The following is a 20342-nucleotide window of genomic DNA, read 5'->3' as shown; positions in this document are numbered from 1 at the left end:
ATGCCCCGCGACAGCAGGGACAGGGAAGGACGGTGCTTCGTCAAGGAAAATTGGCGCCGATCCGGGCGTTTGCGCCGGATCGGTTGCGCCTTATTTCATCAGCACCAGTTCTTCGGCCATCGACGGGTGGAGCGCGATCGTTTGATCGAACTGCGCCTTGGTCAGCCCCGCCTTCACCGCGATCGCCGCCGCCTGCAGGATTTCGGGCGCATCGGGGCTGATCATGTGGATGCCCAGCACCACGTCGGTCTCCGAATGGACGACCAGTTTGTAGAGCGATCGTTCGTTCTTCCCCGCCAGCACGTTGCGCATCGGGCGGAAATCGGAGGTGAAGACCTTCACCGTGCCATATTGCTCGCGCGCCTTATGTTCGGTCAGGCCCACGCCCGCCATCGGCGGATTGGAGAAGACCGCGCTGGGGATCATGTCATAATCGACGCGGTGCGGATTGTTGCCGAACACGGTGTCGGCAAAGGCCTGCCCCTCGCGGATCGCCACCGGGGTCAGCTGGACGCGGTTGGTGACGTCGCCCACCGCATAGATGCTCGGCACGCTCGACCGATTATCCTCGTCGACGACGATCGCGCCCTTGTCGTCGATCTCCACGCCGACATCTTCGAGGCCCAGCCCCTTGATCTTGGGGGTGCGGCCGATCGCATAGAGCAGCAGATCGGTGTCGCACTGTTCATGATCCTTGAAGTGGACGCACAGCGAGCCGTCATCCTTCTTCACGACCTCCTTGAACTCGGCGTTGAAGATGAACTCGATCCCCTTCTGGGTGGAAATCTGGAACAGACGGTCGCGGATCTGCTCGTCATAGCCGCGCAGGATCTGGTCGGAGCGATTGACCACCGTCACCTTGGCGCCCAGCGCGTGAAAGATGCCGGCAAATTCGTTGGCGATATAGCCCGCGCCCGCGATCACGACCCGCTTGGGGAAGGTTTCGAGGTGGAAGACCTCGTTCGAGGTGATGCCATGTTCGGCGCCCGGACAGCTCGGCACCACCGGCCATGCGCCGGTCGCGATCAGGATCTTGCCGGCGGTCACCTTCTTGCCGCTCGCCAGCGTCACCTCGTTCGGGCCGCTGATCGTCGCGCGTTCGTGGAAGGTTTCGACGCCATTGTTGTTGAGGGTGTTCTGGTAAAGCCCCTCGAGCCGATCGACATCGGCGTTGACGTTGTCGCGCAACACCTTCCAGTCGAAGCTCGTCTCGCCCAGCGTCCAGCCGTAGCGCGCGGCATCGTGCAGATCCTCGGCGAAGTGCGAACCGTAAACGAGCATCTTCTTGGGCACGCAGCCGCGGATGACGCAGGTGCCACCGACGCGATGCTCCTCGGCCACCGCGACCTTCGCGCCATGTGCCGCCGCAACGCGCGATGCGCGCACGCCGCCCGATCCCGCGCCGATCACGAACAGGTCAAAGTCAAAATCGGCCATCGGGGCGCCTCTCAGAAATCAGTATCGGAGGCGATATGGCGACCGCCGGATGATCGTGCAAACCGATCGTGATGATCAGACTGATCGCCGCGATCGTTTACTCGCCGCTTATTGTGCGACCCAGTCCGCCACGTCGGACGCGATCGCATTGCTCGCGCGGTTGAGCGCGGCGACGACATCGGCCGCATCCTCCGACGCAACCGGCGCGGTCGCCTCAAACCGGCGGGTGCGGATCTGATCCGATCCTTCACGCGCAACGGTGGCGTCGTAGATCGCCAGCACCTTGCCCTGCCCGCCCAGCAGCTGGAACGCGACGAGCGAGCCGCCGAGCCGGGTCGCCGGCGTGATCGAGATGTTGCGACTGTCGGGAACGAACCGCCCCGTCTTCGCCTCGATCGTTTCGGCCAGCACATTGCGGAACAGGCGCGCGGGTTCGTCGGCCCAGGCTGTCTTGGGCAGATAGGCGAAGGCGTCGTTGGATCGCACCGCCACCCGCTGATTGCGCAGCGGCGTCGGCGCGGTGATCAGCCCGACGCTGATCGTCTCCTTGTCGGTCACGGTCTTGGCGGTGTTCGCCGGCACCCGCGCGTCCGACGACAGGCTCATCAGCTTTGCGGGCGGATCTTCGCCGAAGCTGATGCAGCCGGAGAGCGGCAGCGCCAAAGCCAGCGCGAGGGGAAGGAACTTGCGCATCATCACCTCACTTACCCGGCTTATAGTCGGGGAGTTTGCTGTTGCCGCCGATCAGCGCGCCGGCACCGCCCTTTTCGAGCTTGCCCGAAATCGCGCCGAGCGATTCGGACATTTCGGCCAGATTGCGGACGAGCTGGTTGATGTTCGGCACCGTCTGGGTCGAGAAGGATTTCAGGCCCGGCCGCGCATCGGTGATCGCCATATCGAGCGTCTCGATCGTGTGCTGCGCCGATTGCGTCGCCTTGTTCAGGTTCTGCATCGCCGGGCCGACATCGCGGTTCATCACATTGTTGGTGCTTTCCGCCAGCGTCGCGATCTGCCCGGCGGCCACGCCCACCTGCTGCACCGCCGTCTTGGTTTCGGCGAGCGCGGCGGCGATTTCCGGCCCGCGATTGGCCAGATCGTTCGAAAGGCGATCGACGTTGCCCAGGATGCCGGTGATCGACTTCTGATTCTTGTCGTTGAGCAGCAGGGTCAGCCGCTCGGTCAGCGCCGACAGACGCTGGAGCAGTTCGGGTGCCGACGACAGCAATTCGCCCAGCGCGCCCGGCTTGGTCGGGATCACCGGCACACCATAAGGCCCGGCCTGCGTGATCGGCGGCGCGCCCTTGATCGCGCCGTCCAGGTTGATCTGGCTGACGCCGGTGAAGCCGACACCCGCAATCGTCGCGGTCGTGCCCTGCAGGATCGGCGCCTCGTTCTGAACACTGATCCGCACGCGCACGAATTCGGGGCTTTCGGGCATCAGCTGGATCTTTTCGACCTTGCCGACGGGCACGCCCGAAAAGTTGACCGCCGATCCCTTCGCCAGCCCGTCGATCGAGCTTTTGAAGAAGATATCGAACTTCTGCTCGCTGACGGCCGTGAAGTTGGCGAGCCAGACGGTGAAGGCGAGAAGGGCGACCAGCATCGCAAGCACGACGCCGCCGACCAGCACATGGTTCGACCGGGTTTCCATCAGTGCGTCATCCCCGATTTCCCCTTGCTCATCTGCGCTTCCGCCCGTGCGACGGTGTCGGCCGCGGCGCGTCCGCGCGGCCCGTTGAAATATTCCTGTATCCAGGGATGATCCAACGCCAATAATTCCGGGATCGTTCCAACCGCGATCACCTGACGATCCGCCAGCACCGCGACACGATCGCATATGGCGTGCAGCGTATCGAGATCGTGGGTGATCAGGAACACGGTCAGGCGCATCGTGCCCTTCAACGCGTGGATCAGATCGTCGAACGCGGCCGCGCCGATCGGATCGAGGCCGGCGGTCGGCTCATCGAGGAACAGCAATTGCGGATCGAGTGCGAGCGCGCGAGCAAGGCCTGCGCGCTTCTTCATGCCGCCCGACAGTTCGGACGGATATTTCGGCCCGGCTTCGGCGGACAGACCCGACATCGCGACCTTGTAGGCAGCGATTTCGTCCAGCAGCACCTGATCGATGTTCGGATAATATTCGCGGATCGGCACTTCGACATTTTCGGCGACCGTCAGCGTCGAAAACAGCGCGCCATTCTGGAACAGCACGCCCCAGCGCTGGCGCACGCGCTTCGCCTCATGCTCGTCGCGGCCGATCATATTCTCGCCGAACACCTCGACCGATCCTTCGGCCGGGGTCTGCAGCCCGATGATCGACCGCATCAGCACCGATTTGCCGGTGCCCGATCCGCCGACCACGCCCAGGATTTCGCCCCGCCGCACGTCGAGATCGAGATTCTCGTGCACCACCTGCTCACCGAAGCAGTTGCGCAGGCCGCGCACGCGGATGATCGCATCGTCGCCCATCAAATCCACCCGATCGACGAGAAGAAGACCGCAAACACCGCGTCGAGCACGATGACGAGGAAGATTGCCTGCACCACTGATGCCGTGGTGCGCAGGCCCACCTCCTCGGCATTGCCTTCCACCTGCATGCCCTGGAAACAGCCCGAAATGCCGATCAGCAGGCCGAAGACCGGCGCCTTGATCAGGCCCACCCAAAGATCGGTGATCGGCACGACTTCGCGCACGCGCTGAACGAAGGTGATCGGCGGAATGTCGAGGTCGATCCAGCAGAAGATGCCGCCACCGATCATCGCGATGATCGCGGCATAGAAGCCGAGCAGCGGCATCATCAGCACGCTGGCCAGCACGCGGGGGACGACCAGCGCCTCCATCGGCGAAACGCCGATCGTGCGCATCGCATCGACCTCCTCGGCCAGCTTCATCGATCCGAGCTGCGCGGCGAAGGCGCTGCCCGATCGGCCGGCGACCATGATCGCGGTCATCAACACGCCCAGTTCGCGCAGCGTAATCCGGCCGATCAGGTTGATCGCGAACACTTCCGCGCCGAACTGGCGCAGCTGCACCGCGCCCTGCTGCGCGATGACGATCCCGATCAGGAAGCTCATCAACCCGATGATCGCGAGCGCCTTCACGCCCACCACCTCGAACTGGCGCGCGACAGCATTGCCGCGGAAGCGGCGCGGATGGCGCGCGACATCCCAGAAACCGATCACGGTCGCGCCGAAAAATCCGAGCAGACCTTTCAGCGACCGCGCTGCGGCAAAGGTGGCGTCGCCCACTTCCTGCAGCACGCGGACGAAGCCCGGCTGCGGATCGGGACGGATCTTGAGCGGCTGATCGGCGGCGGCGACCTTGGCGAGCAATTCGGCCGCATCCTCGTCCGCACCTTCGACCGGCACATCGCCTTCGCGCACGATGCGGTGGATCAGCCAGGCGCCGACCGTGTCGATCCGTTCGACCCCGCTCAGATCGACTTTCGCCGGCTGCTCCTCGATCGCGTCGAGCCGCGCGGGCAGATCATGGATACACGACAGCGTCATCGCCCCGGTGAATCGGAGCGTCCCCTGATCGAGAGTGAAGTCGGCCGGCGCGTTCATCGCGTCGAGAAGTGACCGAAAGGCGCGGGATCGGCAAGCATCCGTAATGAAATGTTGCTTGAGCGTGGATGTTCCGAGTCCCTAAGGACAAAAACATGACCGAACTCGCCATCTACGACATGGACCGCACGATCACGCGGGCCGGAACCTTCACGCCCTTCCTGATTCACGCGGCGATGCGGCTGGCGCCGTGGCGGCTGATCTTCGCGCCGCTCGTGATCCTGGTGATGCTCGCTTATGTGGCGAAGATGATCGAGCGAAAGACGCTGAAGGAGATCAACCAGACGCTGCTGATCGGCGGAAAACTGCCGATCGGGCGCATCCGGCCGATCACCGAAAGCTATGCCGATTTCGTGATGAAGGCCAATGTCCATCAGGGCGCGCTCGATCAGATCGCCGAGGATCGCGCGGCCGGGCGCCGGCTGGTGATGGCGACGGCATCGGCGCGGCTCTACGTCACCGCGATCGCCGACCGGCTGGGCTTCGACGATCTGATCGCGACCAACAGCATCTACGGAATCGACGATATCGTCACCGCGAAGATCGACGGCGAAAATTGCTACGGCCCCGCCAAGCTGCGGATGATCGAGGCGTGGATGGACAAGCAAGGGCTATCGCGCGCCGATTGCCACATCCGCTTCTATTCGGATCACGCATCGGATGCGCCGGTGCTCGCCTGGTCGGACGCGCCCTTCGCGGTCAACGCGCATGCGAAGCTGCGCCGTATCGCGGAGACGAAGGGTTGGACGATCGTGGATTGGGGTCTGTAATCCCGATCCGTCACCCCCGCGAAGGCGAGGCCTATCCTGGGTCGTCACATGCGGAAAGTCTGGATGGATCCCCGCCTTCGCGGGGACGACGATGTGGGGGAGAGCGCCGTAGCGCCCTGATCAACTTTACCGGCTCAGCCCTGCTGGCCGCCGTCGGCCTTGGCGTAGATGAAGCCGTTGACCGGATAAGCCTTGTTGCCGACCTTGCCGATCGGCGCGAACCAGACCTTCACCTGGCTCCAGTCGTTGTTCGGCGAGGCATCGACGACGGTGACGTCGCGTTCGACCTGACCGCGATGGCCGTTGATGATCGACCAGTTAGCGTGGGTGATCTTGAGAACGCGGTCGCTGACGACCTGCGTGACGGTGGCGACATGGCCCGAACGCATCGAACCGATCGCCTTGAACACCATCACCGCGCCGACTTCGGGCGAGTTGCCGCGGACATATTTGCCGACGGCCTGGTTCCACCACGAAGCGGCGGCGCCGAAAAGCTGGATGCCGGAGAACATGCGGGCGAAGGGAGCACACTGGAGACCAGCGGCATTGGCCTGGGCGGGCGCCAAAGCCATGCCGGCAAGCAGCATGGAACCAACAATGGCGCGCAACGTTTTGGTCATGTGGTTTTCCCCACCCCGTCCCTTGAGCAAGTTCATGGGGACCTTTTCGGGGCGAGGAAAGAGCAAATGGTTAACAGGATGCTGCGCTGCGGTGAGTTGTTTTCACCGCACGATGGAATCCTTTTTATCCACAGGATGAGTTCGACTTTGGTGTGCGGCACCGGCCCGCGCCCCCACCCGGCCTCCCACGAGAGTACCCTGAATGGGAGGCCGGGTGGGGGAGCGGGCCGGTGCCGATTCGGCGTGAGCCGAACTTAAACGAGCGCGACGCTGTCGAAGCGGATCGGCGCACCGATCGCCTGATTGGCGAGCCCGCCGTCCCACATCACGCGGTTGCCACGAATCACCGTACCGATCGGTTTGCCGGTGAGTTCCATGTCGGTGAACGGCGACCAGCCGCAGCGCGACGCGAGCCAGCTTTCCTCGACCTTCCAGCGCTTTTTCAGATCGACGATCGTGAAGTCGGCATCATAACCGAGCGCGATCCGCCCCTTGCTGCGCAGCCCGAATACGCGCTGCGGCCCCGCCGAGGTGAGTTCGATCAGGTGCTGGAGCGTCAGCCGCCCTTCGGCGACATGGTTGAGCATCAGCGGCAACAAAGTCTGCACGCCGGGCATGCCGCTGGGCGACGCCGGATAGGTCTTGGCCTTTTCCTCGATCGTGTGCGGCGCATGATCCGAACCGAGCACGTCGGGCACGCCCTGCCGCAGATAGTGCCACAACCCGTCGCGATGCGCGCCCGAACGGATCGGCGGGTTCATCTGCGCATAGGTGCCGAGACGCGGATAGGCCTCCTCCCCCGCCAGCGTCAGATGCTGGGGCGTCACTTCGCAGGTCGCGATATCCTTGTTCTGCGCGATCAGCGCGAGTTCGGCAGGCGTCGTGATGTGGAGGATGTGGATCTTGCGCCCCGTCTCGCGCGCGATCTTCAGGATGCGGCGGGTGGCGAGCAGCGCGCTTTCATCGTCGCGCCACACCGGATGGCTCGCCGGATCGCCTTCGACCCGCTCGCTCATCCGCGCGATCATCCGCTGTTCGTCCTCGGCATGGATCGCGACGCGGCGCTTGCCCGATCGCAGCACACGGGCGAGGTGATCGTCCTCCGCGACCAGCAGATTGCCGGTCGACGATCCCATGAAGATCTTCACACCCGCCGTGCCGGGCAGCATTTCGAGTTCGGCGAGTTTTTCGGCGTTCTCGGTGGTCGCGCCGACATAGAAAGCGTGATCGCACCACATCCGATCCTTCGCGCGGGCGAGCTTGTCATTGATCGCCTCGGCCGAATCGGTGTTCGGCTTGGTGTTGGGCATTTCGAAGACGGCGGTGACGCCGCCCAGCACCGCCGATCGGCTGCCGCTCTCCAGATCCTCCTTCGCCTCCAGCCCCGGCTCGCGGAAATGAACCTGGCTGTCGATCACGCCGGGCAGGACGGTGAGGCCCGCGCAGTCGATTACCTCGCCCGCATCGCCATCTTCGCCGATCGCGACGATCTTGCCCCCGCGAACTCCTACGCTCGTCTCGATCGGGCCACCGACCGTCCACACGGTGCCGTTCTTGAGGATGAGGTCGTAGGTGGGGCTGGTCATGATGCTTTCCTTTCGGCTCGCCGCTTCCTACCTTCGCCGCATGCCAACGACTACCCTCCAAGATCGCTCCGTCATCCGCCTGTCCGGGGAGGATGTGCGCGGATTCGTGCAGGGCCTCGTCACCAACGATGTCGGCGGCGCCCTGCCCGTCTGGGCCGGATTGCTCACGCCGCAGGGCAAGGCGTTGTTCGATTTTCTCGTCTGGGCCGATGGCGATGACCTGCTGATCGACTGCGAGGCGACGCAGGCCGAGGCGCTTGTGCGCCGCCTGTCGCTTTATCGCCTGCGCCGTCCGATCAAGATCGCGATCGATCCCGCGCTCGCGGTGCATTGGTCGAAGGATGGTGGCGAAGGCGTCCCCGATCCGCGCCTGCCCGCGCTCGGCCACCGCTGGATCGGTCCCGCGGATGAGCCGGCCGAGGGATGGCGCGAGCATCGTCTGTCGCTGGGCGTGGCCGAAGGCGTCGACGAACTCGGATCGGACAAGACGCTCTGGCTCGAGGCCAATGCCGATCTGCTGGGCGGGGTCAGCTTCACCAAGGGCTGCTATGTGGGCCAGGAAAACACCGCCCGGATGAACTGGCGCAACAAGGTCAACCGGCGGCTGTTCGTCCTGCCCGACGGGCGAGTCGAGCGGCGATCGGTCGACAATCCGGGCGACGCGCTGATCCCGCAATGGATGGTGGCCGAACAGGCATGAGTGCACTGGCCGAAGCTGCCGCCCGCGCTGGTATCGAAGCGCTGCGCCGGGGCGATGCGCGCGGTGCGCGCGCCGGGCTGGAACAGGCGATCACGTTGGGCATGAAGCCCGAACCCTGGTTCCTGCTGGCGCAGGCAAGCCGGATGATGGGCGATGACGAGCGCGAACGGCAGGCTCTCGACAAGATGCTCGAAGTCGATCCGCGCCATGCCGGGGCGCTGGTGCTGCGTGGCGATCTGGCCGCGCGCACCAAGGATAATCGCGCCGCCACATCCTATTATTCGCAAGCGCTCTACATCGCCGCCGCCGGCCTGCCGATCCCCGATTCGATCCGTGCCGAGCTGCCGCGCGTGCAGGCGTGGCTCGACAGCGCATCGCGCGATTATAGCGTGCATCTGTCGCAGACGCTGCGCAATGCGGGCTTCGGCACGCCCCCGCCGCGCCTGGCCGAAGCGATCGCGATCCTGACCGGGGAGGCCGAAGTCTTCCTGCAGCAGCCGACATCCTTCTTCTTCCCCGGCCTGCCGCACACCCAGTTTTACGAGCGCGACCAGTTCGACTGGGTCGAGGAGGTCGAGGCGGCGACCGACGCGATCCGCGCCGAACTCGAAAGCTTTGTCGCCGACAGCGAGAGCGCCTTCCGCCCCTATGTCGAGCGCGTCGAGGGACGCCCGAACAAGGCGCACAGCCTGCTCGACGATCCGCGCTGGAGCGCGCTCTATCTCTGGCGCGAAGGCGGCCCGACCGACCATGCCGCGCGCTTCCCTGCCGCGATGAAGGCGCTGGAGGCCGCGCCGATGCCGGTGATCAAAGGCCGATCGCCCAGCGCGCTGTTCTCGATGCTGCGGCCGGGCGCACACATCCTGCCGCACAACGGCATGATCAACACGCGGCTGATCTGCCATCTGCCCTTGATCGTCCCCGGCGACTGCGCGATCCGCGTCGGCAATCAGACCCGCGCGTGGGAACCGGGCAAGCTGACGATCTTCGACGATTCGATCGAGCATGAGGCGTGGAATCGATCGAACGAGATCCGCATCATCCTGCTGTTCGAAATCTGGCGCCCCGAACTCTCGACCGAAGAACGCGCCGCACTGACCGCCATGTACGAGGCGATCGGGCTCTACGACGCGGAATAAGATCCTCCCCGGTACGGGGAGGGGGACCATGCGCAGCATGGTGGAGGGGGCAGGCCACAAGCGATCCGCCTAGCCTCGCTCCCCCTCCGTCGCCATGCGGCGCCACCTCCCCATATCGGGGAGGATTTTGGGTTCAGGCCGCCAGCTTGCGCAGGACGTACTGCAGGATGCCGCCGTTGAGGAAATATTCGAGTTCGTTGACCGTATCGATCCGGCACTTCGTCAGGAAGGTTTCGACCGTGCCGTCGGCGCGCGTCATCGTCACCGTCACGTCCTGACGCGGGCGCAGGCTCGCGACGTCGGTGATCGTGAAGGTCTCGGTCCCGTCGAGCTTCAATGTGTTACGGTCGATCCCGTCGGCGAACTGGAGCGGCAGCACGCCCATCCCGACCAGATTCGACCGGTGGATCCGCTCGAAGCTTTCGGTGATGACCGCGCGGACGCCGAGCAGGTTGGTGCCCTTCGCCGCCCAGTCGCGCGACGATCCGGTGCCATATTCCTTGCCCGCGACGACAACGAGGGGCGTGCCCTCATCCTTATACTTCATCGCCGCATCGTAGATCGCCATCACCTCACCCGTCGGGATGTGCTTGGTCATGCCGCCTTCGATGCCGGGGATCATCTGGTTCTTGATGCGGATGTTGGCGAAGGTGCCGCGCATCATCACGTCGTGATTGCCGCGCCGCGCGCCGTAGCTGTTGAAGTCGGCCTTGGTGACCTGATGCTCCATCAGATAGCGGCCCGCGGGGCTGTCGACCTTGATCGAGCCGGCCGGTGAGATGTGGTCGGTCGTGATCGAATCCGCGAAGATCGCGAGCGGGCGCGCATCGATGATGTCGGTCACGGGCGCCGGCGTCATCGACATGCCGTCGAAATAAGGCGGGTTGGCGACGTAGGTCGATCCCGCGCGCCACGTATAGGTGTCGGACCCTTCGACATCGATCGCCTGCCAATGCTTGTCGCCCTGATAGACGTTGGCGTAGCGCGACTTGTACATTTCGGAATCGATCGCGGCGGCGACGGTGTTCGCAACCTCCGCCGTCGTCGGCCAGATATCCTTCAGATAGACCGGCTTGCCCTCGTTCGAGGTGCCGATCGGCCCTTCGGTGATGTCCTTCGCCGTGGTGCCGAACAGCGCATAAGCGACCACCAGCGGCGGCGAGGCCAGATAGTTGGCGCGCACATCGGGGCTGACGCGGCCTTCGAAGTTGCGGTTGCCCGACAGCACGGCCGAGGCGACCAGATCATTGCCGTTGATCGCCTTGCTGATCGGATCGGGCAGCGGCCCGGAATTGCCGATACACGTCGTGCAGCCATAGCCGACCAGGTTGAAGCCGATCGCGTCGAGATCCTTGGTCAGGCCGGCGCGGGCGAGATAATCGGTCACGACCTGCGAACCCGGCGCCAGCGAGGTCTTCACCCACGGCTTCGCCTTGAGGCCCAGCGCATTCGCCTTGCGGGCGACAAGGCCGGCGGCGACCATCACCGACGGGTTCGACGTGTTGGTGCAGCTGGTGATCGCGGCGATCACGACGTCGCCGTGGCCCAGATCGAAGTCGGTGCCTTCGACGGCGACGCGCTTGGCGCCTTCGTCACCCTTCTTGTAGCCGCTGGCGAGTTCCGAATTGAAACCTTCGTCGACGGCGTTGAGCAGCACGCGATCCTGCGGACGCTTCGGCCCGGCGAGCGAGGGCTGCACCGTCGACATGTCGAGCTGCAGCGTATCGGTAAAGACCGGATCTTCCGACGTCGCGTCGCGCCAGAAGCCCTGCGCCTTGGCATAGGCTTCGGTCAGCGCGATGCTGCCCTCGGTCCGGCCGGTGAGGCGCATATAGACGAGGGTCGCGTCGTCGATCGGGAAGAAGCCGCAGGTCGCGCCATATTCGGGCGCCATATTGGCGATGGTCGCGCGATCGGCGAGGCTGAGCGCGTCGAGACCGGGGCCGTAAAACTCGACGAAGCGGCCAACCACGCCCTTGGCGCGCAGCATCTGCGTCACGGTCAGCACCAGATCGGTCGCGGTGATGCCTTCGGTCAGCGTGCCCGTCAGCTTGAAACCGACGACTTCGGGGATCAGCATCGACACGGGCTGCCCCAGCATCGCGGCCTCCGCCTCGATCCCGCCGACGCCCCAGCCGAGCACGCCCAGGCCGTTGACCATCGTGGTGTGGCTGTCGGTGCCGACGCAGGTGTCGGGATAGGCTACCGGCGTGCCCGATCCGTCGGCCGAGCTCCACACCGCCTGCGCGATATTTTCCAGATTCACCTGGTGGCAGATGCCGGTGCCCGGCGGCACGACCTTGAAATTGTTGAGCGCCTTCGATCCCCAGCGCAGAAATTCGTAACGCTCGCCATTGCGGGCATATTCCAGCTCGACATTCTCATCGAACGCCTTGGGCGTGCCGAAGCTGTCGACCATCACCGAGTGATCGATGACGAGGTGGACGGGGACCAGCGGATTGATCTTCTGCGCGTCGCCGCCCAGCTTGTTCATCGCATCGCGCATCGCGGCCAGATCGACCACGCAAGGGACGCCGGTGAAATCCTGCATCAGCACGCGCGCGGGGCGATACTGGATCTCGCGTTCGGACTTGCGATCCTTCTGCCAGTCGATGATCGCCTGGACGTCCTCCACCGTGACGGTGGTGCCGTCTTCGAAGCGGAGCAGATTTTCGAGGAGCACCTTCATCGAGAAAGGCAGGCGGGATACGTCACCCAGCTGTTCGGCCGCCTTGGCGAGCGAATAATAAGCATAATGCTTGCCATCGACGTTGAGCGTCGCGCGAGTTTTGAGCGTATCCTGGCCAACCGCGGTCATGCGCAGCCCCCTTCGTTTCAGTGAAGATCAGGCCGCTTATATAGGGACGGATATCGCCCGGAAAAAGGTGCAGCGCAGCATTCGCGTCGCCTTAAAGCGACACGGCGGCGAAATGAGTGGGACGCGCTATCCGCGTCGGATCAGTGCCCGGCAGGCTCCAGCGGGCGGGCGAGATCGGAAAAGGCCTGCGCCACCGCCTGCGCGCTCGACAGCAGCCCAAGGCAATTGTCGGCGCAGGTAAGCGCGCGGAACATGGCATGCGCGGCGCGCGGGCTTTCGCACGATCCGGCGACCGCCTCCACCAGCATCGATTCGGCCGCGGTCATCCGGCAGCAGCAGGCGGGCGCGATCATGATCGATCGTTCGGAAACGCGCGCCAGTTCGGACATGAGCGCGCGCATCAGCACCAGCGGGCGGCGAAAGGACAGGCCGAACGCGCCGATCAGCGCGTTGGCGGCCTGCGCATCGTTCAGCCCCCCTGCCCCCATCCGGCGCACCGCATGCAGGAACAGGCGCACGCCATCATCGTCGGGTGCTGCGATCGGCAGAATATCGGCGATGGGCTTTGCCTGGCTGCTCATGGGGCTTCCTCCTTGTGTGAGGACACAGGAGCCCATTTGTTATTGCAAGTCAATCGCAATTGCAGAAAGGATCAGTCGGGCATCATCCCATTTGCGGCGAGCACCGTTCCCGCGAGATAAAGCGAGCCGCCGATCAGCACCACGGGCGGCAAATCGGCCGGTTCGGCGGCGATCGCGGCCAGCGCCGATTCGACGCCGGCGCTGCTCCACGCCTTAAACCCCGCATCGCGCGCCATAGTCGCCAGTGCTTCGGGTTCGTGATGCGCGTGGCCCGCGATCGGCACCGCATGGACGGTCGCGCCGATCAGCTTGAGGTTGCCCAGAAAGCCGTTCGCATCCTTGTTGGCGAGCAGACCGAGGATCAGGTGGAGCGGCCGATCGCCCGCAAAGCGGCTGCGCAGATAATCGCCGATCGCGCGTGCGGCCGCCGGATTGTGCCCGCCGTCGAGCCACAGTTCGGACCCCGGCGGCAGCGTCGCCAGCAACGGGCCGTCGTGCAGATGCTGGAGCCGCGCGGGCCAGTGCGCCCAGCCCATCGCCGCGCGCAGCGCCGACGGCGGGATCGTCAGCGCCTGCTGATGCCGCAGCATCGCGACCGCAAGGCCCGCATTCATCGCCTGATGCCCGCCCGGCAGGCTGGGCAGCGGCAGTTCGAGCTTCCCCTGCGCATCGCGATAATGGAGTCGCCCGCGATAGGCGGCCGCATCCCAAACCCCGCCCTTCGCCAGCCACGGTGCCTTCACGGCGCGCGTCGCCTGTCCGATCCGGTTGGCGACGCTGGCAGGATAATGGAGGCTGACGATCGGAATGTCGGGCTTCGCGATTCCGGCCTTTTCGGCGGCGATATCCTCGATCGTGTCGCCCAGAAACGCCTGATGATCGAGGCCAAGCTGAGCGATGCCGCAGATCGCCGGCGCCTCGATCACATTGGTCGCGTCGAGCCGACCGCCCAGCCCGACCTCGATGATGCATGCATCGGCCGGCGCGCGGCTGAAGGCGAGGAAGGCCGCAGCGGTCGTCACCTCGAAGAAGCTCGCCCCCAGATCGCCCGCGACTTCGAGAACCTCGGCCAGCAGTGGCGCGAGCTCATTGTCCTCGATCAGCTCGCCCGCGATCCGGATCCGTTCGTTGAAACGCACGAGATGCGGGCTGGTATAGACATGCGCGCTCAGCCCCGCCGCCTCGATCGCGGCGCGCAGATAGGCGCAGGTCGATCCCTTGCCGTTGGTGCCCGCGACATGGAAGACCGGCGGCAGCCGGTCCTGCGGCCGCCCGAGCCGATCGAGCAGCTGCGTGATCCGATCGAGCCCGAGGATGTCCGCCCCCGGCGACAACAGGGTCAGCCGATCGAGCTGCGCCTGCACCGCGGGGTCCGAAGAGACGGCGAAGTCGACCACGTTAAAGCCCCTCCCTGCCAAGGGAGGGGTTGGGGTGGGTCAGGCCGAACCGAGCGGCAAGCCGGTGTATGCCACAACCGGCGTCACCCACCCCCCGGCCCCCTCCCTTGGCAGGGAGGGGGAGACTCACGCCGCCTTCTTCTGCGGCGCCAGATAGTCGATCAGCCGCGCGAGTTCGCGGCGCAGATCGGCGCGGACGACGACCATGTCGAGCATGCCGTGATCGAGCAGATATTCGGCGCGCTGGAATCCTTCGGGCAGCTTTTCGCGGATCGTCTGTTCGATCACGCGCTGGCCCGCAAAGCCGATCAGCGCACCCGGCTCGGCCAGCTGGACGTCGCCCAGCATCGCATAGGATGCGGTGACGCCGCCCGTCGTCGGATCGGTCATCACCACGATATAGGGCAGGCCCGCATCGTGCAGCTTCTGGATCGCCACCGTCGTCTTGGGCATCTGCATCAGCGAGAGGATACCCTCCTGCATCCGCGCGCCGCCCGCCGCGGTGAAGATGATATACGGGCACTTGTCCGCAATCGCCGCCTCGACCCCGGCGACGAAGGCCGCGCCGACCGCCAGCCCCATCGATCCGCCCATGAAGGCGAAATCCTGCACGCCGACGACGGCGCGGAAACCCTCGATCAGCCCGCGCGCGTTGATCAGCGCGTCCTGTTCGCCGGTCGCGGTGCGCGCGGTCTTGATCCGGTCGACATATTTCTTGGTGTCGCGGAACTTCAGCGGATCCTCGCGCACCTCCGGGGTCGGCAGCGGCGTATAGACGCCATTGTCGAACAGCTGGTCGAAGCGTTCGTCCGGCCCGATGCGACCATGATGGTTGCAGCGCGGGCAGACCGACAGATTTTCCTCATATTCCTTCACGAAGATCATCTGCGCGCAGCCAGGGCATTTGTGCCAGAGGTTCTCGGGCGCATCCCGCTTCGCGATGAAGGGGATCTTCTTGCGGACATTATCGAGCCAGCTCATGCGGCTTTCTCCCGGTCGGCCGAGCGGATCGCACCGCTCAAGGCCTCGATGAATAAACGAACGGCAGGTGCGGCGGCCGCACCCTCTTGCCCCACTATATCGACGATCGCGGAGCCGACCACCACCCCATCGGCGACACCCGCAATCGCGGCCGCCTGTTCGGGGGTACGCACGCCGAAGCCGACCGCGACGGGCAGGTCCGTGCCCGCCTTCAGCCGCGCGACCGCATCCTCGATGCTCGCCTGCGCCGCCTGCTGCAGCCCGGTGATCCCGGCGACCGAGACATAATAGAGGAAGCCCGACGCGCCATCGAGGACGGCGGGCAGCCGCTTCGCATCGGTCGTCGGCGTTGCGAGCCGGATCGGATCGACCCCGGCCTTGCGCAGAGCGGGGCCAAGGTCGCCATCCTGCTCAGGCGGGATGTCGACGCAGATCACCCCGTCGACGCCCGCCTTGGCACATTCGGCCGCGAACCAGTCCGCGCCCCGCCGCACCATCGGATTGGCATAGCCCATCAACACCAGCGGGGTTTCAGGATGGCGCGCGCGGAAGGCGGCGGCGATCGTGAACACGTCCGCCGTCGTCGTCTTGGCGCCCAGCGCGCGCAGCCCCGCCTTCTGGATCGCGGGGCCATCGGCCATCGGATCGGTGAAGGGCATGCCCAGTTCGATCACGTCGGCCCCGCCCGCGACAAGCGAGTCGAGGATCGCGGCGGTGTCGCCCGGCGTCGGATCGCCGCCCATCACATAGGTGACGAGCGCGGCGCGCCCTTCGCCCTTCAGGCGCGCGAAGGTGGTCGCAAGACGGCTCACAGCGCCACCCCCAGCCGATCGGCGATCGTCGGGATATCCTTGTCGCCGCGGCCCGACAGATTGACGACGATGATCTTGTCTTTGCCCATCGTGGGCGCGATCTTCTCGCACGCCGCAACCGCATGCGCGGATTCGAGCGCGGGGATGATCCCCTCCAGCTTCGTCAGACGCTGGAAGCTGTCGACCGCCTCATTGTCGGTAACGGGCACATATTTCACCCGGCCGATTTCGTGCAGCCAGCTATGTTCGGGGCCGATCCCCGGATAATCGAGCCCCGCCGAGATCGAGTGCGGCTCGGTGATCTGGCCGTCCTCGTCCTGCAGCAAATAGGTGCGGTTGCCGTGGAGGACGCCGGGCGTCCCGCCGGTCAGGCTCGCGGCATGGCGGCCGGTATCGACTCCGTCGCCCGCCGCCTCGGTGCCGACCATCGCGACATCGGCGTCGTCAAGGAACGGGTGGAACAGCCCGATTGCGTTCGATCCACCGCCCACCGGCGCGATCAGCATGTCGGGCAGGCGCCCTTCGGCGGCCAGGATCTGCTGGCGCGTTTCATTGCCGATCACCGACTGGAAATCGCGCACCAGCTCCGGATAGGGATGCGGGCCGGCGGCGGTGCCGATGATGTAGAAGGTGTCGTGGACGTTCGCGACCCAGTCGCGCAACGCCTCGTTCATCGCGTCCTTCAGCGTCTGCGCGCCGCTGATCACCGGGCGGACTTCGGCGCCGAGCAACTTCATGCGGAACACGTTCGGCTGCTGCCGCGCGACATCGACCGCGCCCATGAAGATGGTGCACGGCAGACCGAAGCGCGCCGCGACGGTGGCGGTCGCCACGCCATGCTGGCCCGCGCCCGTCTCCGCGATGATCCGCGTCTTGCCCATCCGCTTGGCGAGCAGGATCTGGCCGATGCAATTGTTGATCTTGTGCGCGCCGGTGTGATTCAGCTCCTCGCGCTTCAGATAGATCTTGGCGCCGCCCAGATGCTCGGTCAGCCGCTCGGCATAATAAAGCGGGCTGGGCCGCCCGACATAATTGGCGAGCAGATCGTCAAACTCGGCCTGAAACGCCGGATCGGCCTTCGCCGCGCGATATTCGGCCTCGAGATCGAGGATCAGCGGCATCAGCGTTTCGGAGACATAACGTCCGCCGAACTCGCCGAACTGGCCCTGCGCATCGGGATAGGAGCGCAACGAATTGGGAATAGCATCGGTCATAGCTGCGCGACCCGTTGAAGGAAGGCGGCGATCTTGTCCACGTCCTTTACGCCCGGCGCACTTTCGACGCCCGACGAAACATCGATCAACCGCGCGCCCGTCCGCCCCGCCGCATCCCCGACATTGGCGACATCGATGCCGCCGGCCAGCGCCCAGGGCAAAGGATGCGCGAAGCCGTCAAGCAGGGTCCAGTCGAAGCGCAGCCCCATCCCGCCGGGCAGCGCGCCCTCGGGCGTCTTGGCGTCATAGAGGATGCGATCGGCCGCGCCCTTATAGGCGCGCGCCTTGTCCAGATCGGCGCGGGTGCGGACCGACAGCACCTTCCACGCCTCGATACCATGCCGCGCCTTGAGCGCCGCGACCCGATCGGGCGCCTCGCCGCCGTGCAGCTGGATCGCGTCCAGCCCCGAAGCGACGGCGCGCGCGACCATCTCGTCATCGGGATCGACGAGGACGCCGACCTTCACGACATGCGCGGGCACGATCGCGGCCAGCTGCGCCGCCTGTTCGGGCTCCACATTGCGCGGGCTTTTCGGGAAGAACATGAAGCCGACATGGCTCGCCCCGTGGCGCACGGCCGCGCCCACCGTCTCCGGCGTCGAAAGCCCGCAAATCTTGGCTGTTACGCGCTGCATGGACGCGGCATGTCGGCTGGGCGGGCGATTACGTCAACTCCCCAGCTCGTCATTGCGAGGAGCCGAAGGCGACGCGGCAATCCAGGCCCGCACTGGAGAGGGTCGCGAACCTCGCCTGATCCAGGCCTGGATTGCTTCGCTATGCTCGCAATGACGAAGGAAGGAGACGAGGCCGACGCCTCAATACACCGCCTCGGCGATCTGGCTGAGATAGTCGGCGTCGATCACGCGGATCTTGCCCTGGCTCAGTTCGATCACGCCATCGTTCGCCCAGGCCGACAGCTGGCGATTGATATTCTCACGGCTGATGCCGACGAACATGCCGAGTTCGCTCTGGCTGAGATCGCTGGTCAGCTTCGCGCCGTTGACCTTCGAATCGTTGAGCCGCTTGAGATAGCGGGCAAGGCGCGGGCCAGTGGTGAAGGCGCGGTCGCTTTCGATCGTCGCGTTGGTCTGGCGCAGGCGATGTGCCAGTTCGCGCAGCAGGCGGATCGCGATCTTCGGATGCCGCTCCATATATTCCTCGAACGCGCGGCGGCTCAGACGCAGCAGGCGGCCCTGCCACATCGAAATGGCGGATGCGGTGCGCGGTTCGCCGTCGAGAACGGCGATCTCGCCCACCACGGCGCCCGGCTCGGCATAGTCGAGGATGATTTCGCGCCCGTTCGGGGTCACCATGCTGACGCGCACCACGCCTTCGAGAAGGATGACCAGCGAATCGCCGTCGTCGCCCTGGCGCAGGATCACTTCATTGGGGGTGAGCGTCTGCAGCTTGCCCGCGCGCAACAGATCGGCGAGCTGTTCGCTCGAACCGTCGGCGAAGACGCTGTTGGCCGGCAGCAATGCGGCAAGCTGTTCCGGCGACATTCCAGATCCCCCAAGAAACTCCCGACGAATACGCAAACTGGCGCCGATTCCCGGCGGCGCGATAATGGTTAAAGTCGCATGGACGGCCGCGCCTTGGCAAGCTTTCAGGGCGCCCAGCCCGGCGGCGCAAGCTCGAAACCGCCGAATTCGAACCCAGGCGCAACCACGCAACTGACCAAGGCCCAACCGCCGTCGGTCTCGGTCGCCTGCCACCAGCCGGTCGGCACGATCGCCTGCGGGCTGTGCCCGGCCAGCGGGTCGGGGCCGATCCGGATCGTCTCCACCGGCGCGCCTTCGGCCTCGGCAATCAAAAGGCGCGGCGGCGTGCCGGCGTGGAACAGCCACAATTCGGTCCCATCGACCCGGTGCCAGTGCGACCTTTGCCCCGCCTCCAGCAGGAAATAGATCGCGGTCGCATGGCCGCGCCCGCCCGATCCCTCTCTCCACGTCTGGCGATACCAGCCGCCTTCGGGATGCGGCGCGAGATCGAGCGCGCGGATCAGCGCGGCGGCTTGGTTTTCCTGCATTCGGATGAACATGACGTTGTTTTCTGTTCATGCAACTCGCGGCCGCGACGCCAGTTGATTCCATCACTGTTGCGTGGCGTAAATGAGAGGCCCTGTTCCCCCTGGCGGGAGCGGGGCCTTTCTCTTGCTCGATGTGTATTATTTATATAATACAGTTTCAAACTTCGGAGGATGACGATGCGCGCCAAACTGATCCTGATCGCCCTGCCCGCTCTGGCGCTTGCCGGTTGCGAGGTGAAGGTCGGCGACAAGGCGAAGGACGAAAGCGGCAATGTCGTCGTCTCGACCGAAAGCGGCGTTTCGATCGACGCGCCCGGCTTCAAGGCGAAGGTCGACATTCCCGGCATCGACATCAGCAGCGCCGATATGGATATCGACGGGATGAAGCTGTTTCCGGGCAGCAAGGTCGCCAACGTCAATGTCGTCGGCAAATCCGGCCCCGGCGATACGGTGACGATGGGCTATACCGCCCCCGGCGCCCCCGCCGCCGTCGCCACATATTATCAGAATGCCGCGAAGGAAGCCGGCTTCACCGGCGTCACGCTGGACGGCACCACCGTCAACGCGATCAAGGACGATGGCGACAAGGTGACGATCACGGCCGCCGCCGATGGCGCCAACACCAAGGGCCAGATCCTGATCGTCGAGCAGAAAGACTGAGTCGGAACCGAGTTGTGGCGCAGGCTGGCGCA

General features: G+C 65.3%; 20 protein-coding genes. 4 read left to right on the top strand and 16 right to left on the bottom strand.

What is annotated here, in order from left to right:
- Positions 1–90 precede the first annotated feature (90 nt).
- The 5 genes from gor to EOD43_RS01975 all read right to left on the bottom strand — a co-directional run bounded on the left by gor (position 91) and on the right by EOD43_RS01975 (position 5003).
- The gene (gene gor, locus EOD43_RS01995; protein ID WP_127740600.1) at positions 91–1437 is read right to left on the bottom strand and encodes a glutathione-disulfide reductase; all 1347 of its coding nucleotides are present in this window, start codon (positions 1435–1437) and stop codon (positions 91–93) included.
- A gap of 108 nt (positions 1438–1545) precedes the next feature.
- A complete protein-coding gene (locus EOD43_RS01990; RefSeq protein ID WP_127740598.1) occupies positions 1546–2133 on the bottom strand; it encodes an ABC-type transport auxiliary lipoprotein family protein in 588 nt (195 codons plus the stop codon).
- A 4-nt stretch (positions 2134–2137) separates the two neighbouring features.
- Positions 2138–3088, bottom strand: coding sequence for an MlaD family protein (locus EOD43_RS01985; RefSeq protein WP_127740596.1), 951 nt, complete (start codon positions 3086–3088; stop codon positions 2138–2140).
- Complete coding sequence (locus EOD43_RS01980; RefSeq protein ID WP_127740594.1) at positions 3088–3906, bottom strand: ABC transporter ATP-binding protein; 819 nt, start codon at positions 3904–3906, stop codon at positions 3088–3090. Before EOD43_RS01980 ends, EOD43_RS01985 begins: the two co-directional genes overlap by 1 nt.
- Positions 3906–5003 carry an ABC transporter permease gene (locus tag EOD43_RS01975; protein WP_127740592.1) on the bottom strand — a complete coding sequence of 366 codons (1098 nt, stop codon included), beginning with the start codon at positions 5001–5003 and terminating at the stop codon, positions 3906–3908. The genes EOD43_RS01980 and EOD43_RS01975 overlap by 1 nt, the downstream gene beginning before the upstream one ends.
- Positions 5004–5098: 95 nt before the next feature.
- Between EOD43_RS01975 and EOD43_RS01970 the strand changes: the two genes are divergently transcribed.
- The gene (locus tag EOD43_RS01970; RefSeq protein ID WP_127740590.1) at positions 5099–5773 is read left to right on the top strand and encodes an HAD family hydrolase; all 675 of its coding nucleotides are present in this window, start codon (positions 5099–5101) and stop codon (positions 5771–5773) included.
- A gap of 134 nt (positions 5774–5907) precedes the next feature.
- Here EOD43_RS01970 and EOD43_RS01965 read toward each other — a convergent pair whose 3' ends face one another.
- Positions 5908–6393 carry a CHAP domain-containing protein gene (locus EOD43_RS01965; protein ID WP_206363473.1) on the bottom strand — a complete coding sequence of 162 codons (486 nt, stop codon included), beginning with the start codon at positions 6391–6393 and terminating at the stop codon, positions 5908–5910.
- A 254-nt stretch (positions 6394–6647) separates the two neighbouring features.
- Positions 6648–7979, bottom strand: a complete 1332-nt coding sequence (locus tag EOD43_RS01960) for a dihydroorotase (RefSeq protein ID WP_127740586.1) — start codon at positions 7977–7979, stop codon at positions 6648–6650.
- A gap of 40 nt (positions 7980–8019) precedes the next feature.
- Here EOD43_RS01960 and ygfZ point away from each other — a divergent pair, with 40 nt between their 5' ends.
- Positions 8020–8679 carry a CAF17-like 4Fe-4S cluster assembly/insertion protein YgfZ gene (gene ygfZ, locus EOD43_RS01955; RefSeq protein WP_127740584.1) on the top strand — a complete coding sequence of 220 codons (660 nt, stop codon included), beginning with the start codon at positions 8020–8022 and terminating at the stop codon, positions 8677–8679.
- Positions 8676–9818 (top strand): aspartyl/asparaginyl beta-hydroxylase domain-containing protein, encoded by a 1143-nt coding sequence (locus EOD43_RS01950; protein WP_127740582.1) that lies wholly within the window; start codon positions 8676–8678, stop codon positions 9816–9818. The genes ygfZ and EOD43_RS01950 overlap by 4 nt, the downstream gene beginning before the upstream one ends.
- A 133-nt stretch (positions 9819–9951) precedes the next feature.
- On the opposite strand, the gene acnA is transcribed toward EOD43_RS01950, so the two are convergent.
- From acnA to EOD43_RS01905, 9 genes are all read right to left on the bottom strand, one after another.
- Positions 9952–12636 carry an aconitate hydratase AcnA gene (gene acnA / locus EOD43_RS01945; protein WP_127740580.1) on the bottom strand — a complete coding sequence of 895 codons (2685 nt, stop codon included), beginning with the start codon at positions 12634–12636 and terminating at the stop codon, positions 9952–9954.
- Positions 12637–12776: 140 nt separating this feature from the next.
- Positions 12777–13217, bottom strand: coding sequence for a DUF6628 family protein (locus EOD43_RS01940; RefSeq protein ID WP_127740578.1), 441 nt, complete (start codon positions 13215–13217; stop codon positions 12777–12779).
- 71 nt (positions 13218–13288) lie between these two features.
- Positions 13289–14614: a bifunctional folylpolyglutamate synthase/dihydrofolate synthase gene (locus EOD43_RS01935; protein WP_127740576.1), complete on the bottom strand. Its 1326-nt coding sequence runs from the start codon at positions 14612–14614 to the stop codon at positions 13289–13291.
- A 126-nt stretch (positions 14615–14740) separates the two neighbouring features.
- A complete protein-coding gene (gene accD / locus EOD43_RS01930) occupies positions 14741–15595 on the bottom strand; it encodes an acetyl-CoA carboxylase, carboxyltransferase subunit beta (protein ID WP_127740574.1) in 855 nt (284 codons plus the stop codon).
- The gene (trpA, locus tag EOD43_RS01925) at positions 15592–16407 is read right to left on the bottom strand and encodes a tryptophan synthase subunit alpha (protein WP_127740572.1); all 816 of its coding nucleotides are present in this window, start codon (positions 16405–16407) and stop codon (positions 15592–15594) included. The genes accD and trpA overlap by 4 nt, the downstream gene beginning before the upstream one ends.
- Positions 16404–17621, bottom strand: a complete 1218-nt coding sequence (gene trpB, locus EOD43_RS01920; protein WP_127740570.1) for a tryptophan synthase subunit beta — start codon at positions 17619–17621, stop codon at positions 16404–16406. The genes trpA and trpB overlap by 4 nt, the downstream gene beginning before the upstream one ends.
- Complete coding sequence (locus EOD43_RS01915) at positions 17618–18256, bottom strand: phosphoribosylanthranilate isomerase (protein ID WP_127740568.1); 639 nt, start codon at positions 18254–18256, stop codon at positions 17618–17620. Before EOD43_RS01915 ends, trpB begins: the two co-directional genes overlap by 4 nt.
- Positions 18257–18436: 180 nt before the next feature.
- The gene (locus EOD43_RS01910) at positions 18437–19123 is read right to left on the bottom strand and encodes a Crp/Fnr family transcriptional regulator (protein ID WP_127740566.1); all 687 of its coding nucleotides are present in this window, start codon (positions 19121–19123) and stop codon (positions 18437–18439) included.
- Positions 19124–19227: 104 nt separating this feature from the next.
- Positions 19228–19662, bottom strand: coding sequence for a cupin domain-containing protein (locus EOD43_RS01905; protein ID WP_240653044.1), 435 nt, complete (start codon positions 19660–19662; stop codon positions 19228–19230).
- A gap of 165 nt (positions 19663–19827) precedes the next feature.
- Here EOD43_RS01905 and EOD43_RS01900 point away from each other — a divergent pair, with 165 nt between their 5' ends.
- Positions 19828–20310, top strand: coding sequence for a hypothetical protein (locus EOD43_RS01900; RefSeq protein WP_127740562.1), 483 nt, complete (start codon positions 19828–19830; stop codon positions 20308–20310).
- Positions 20311–20342: the final 32 nt, after the last annotated feature.

Origin of the sequence: Sphingomonas crocodyli (assembly GCF_004005865.1) — a bacterium.
Classification (GTDB): domain Bacteria; phylum Pseudomonadota; class Alphaproteobacteria; order Sphingomonadales; family Sphingomonadaceae; genus Rhizorhabdus; species Rhizorhabdus crocodyli.
The sequence above is the reverse complement of the archived record's forward strand: the minus strand, read 5'-3'. Positions and strand labels throughout refer to the sequence as shown.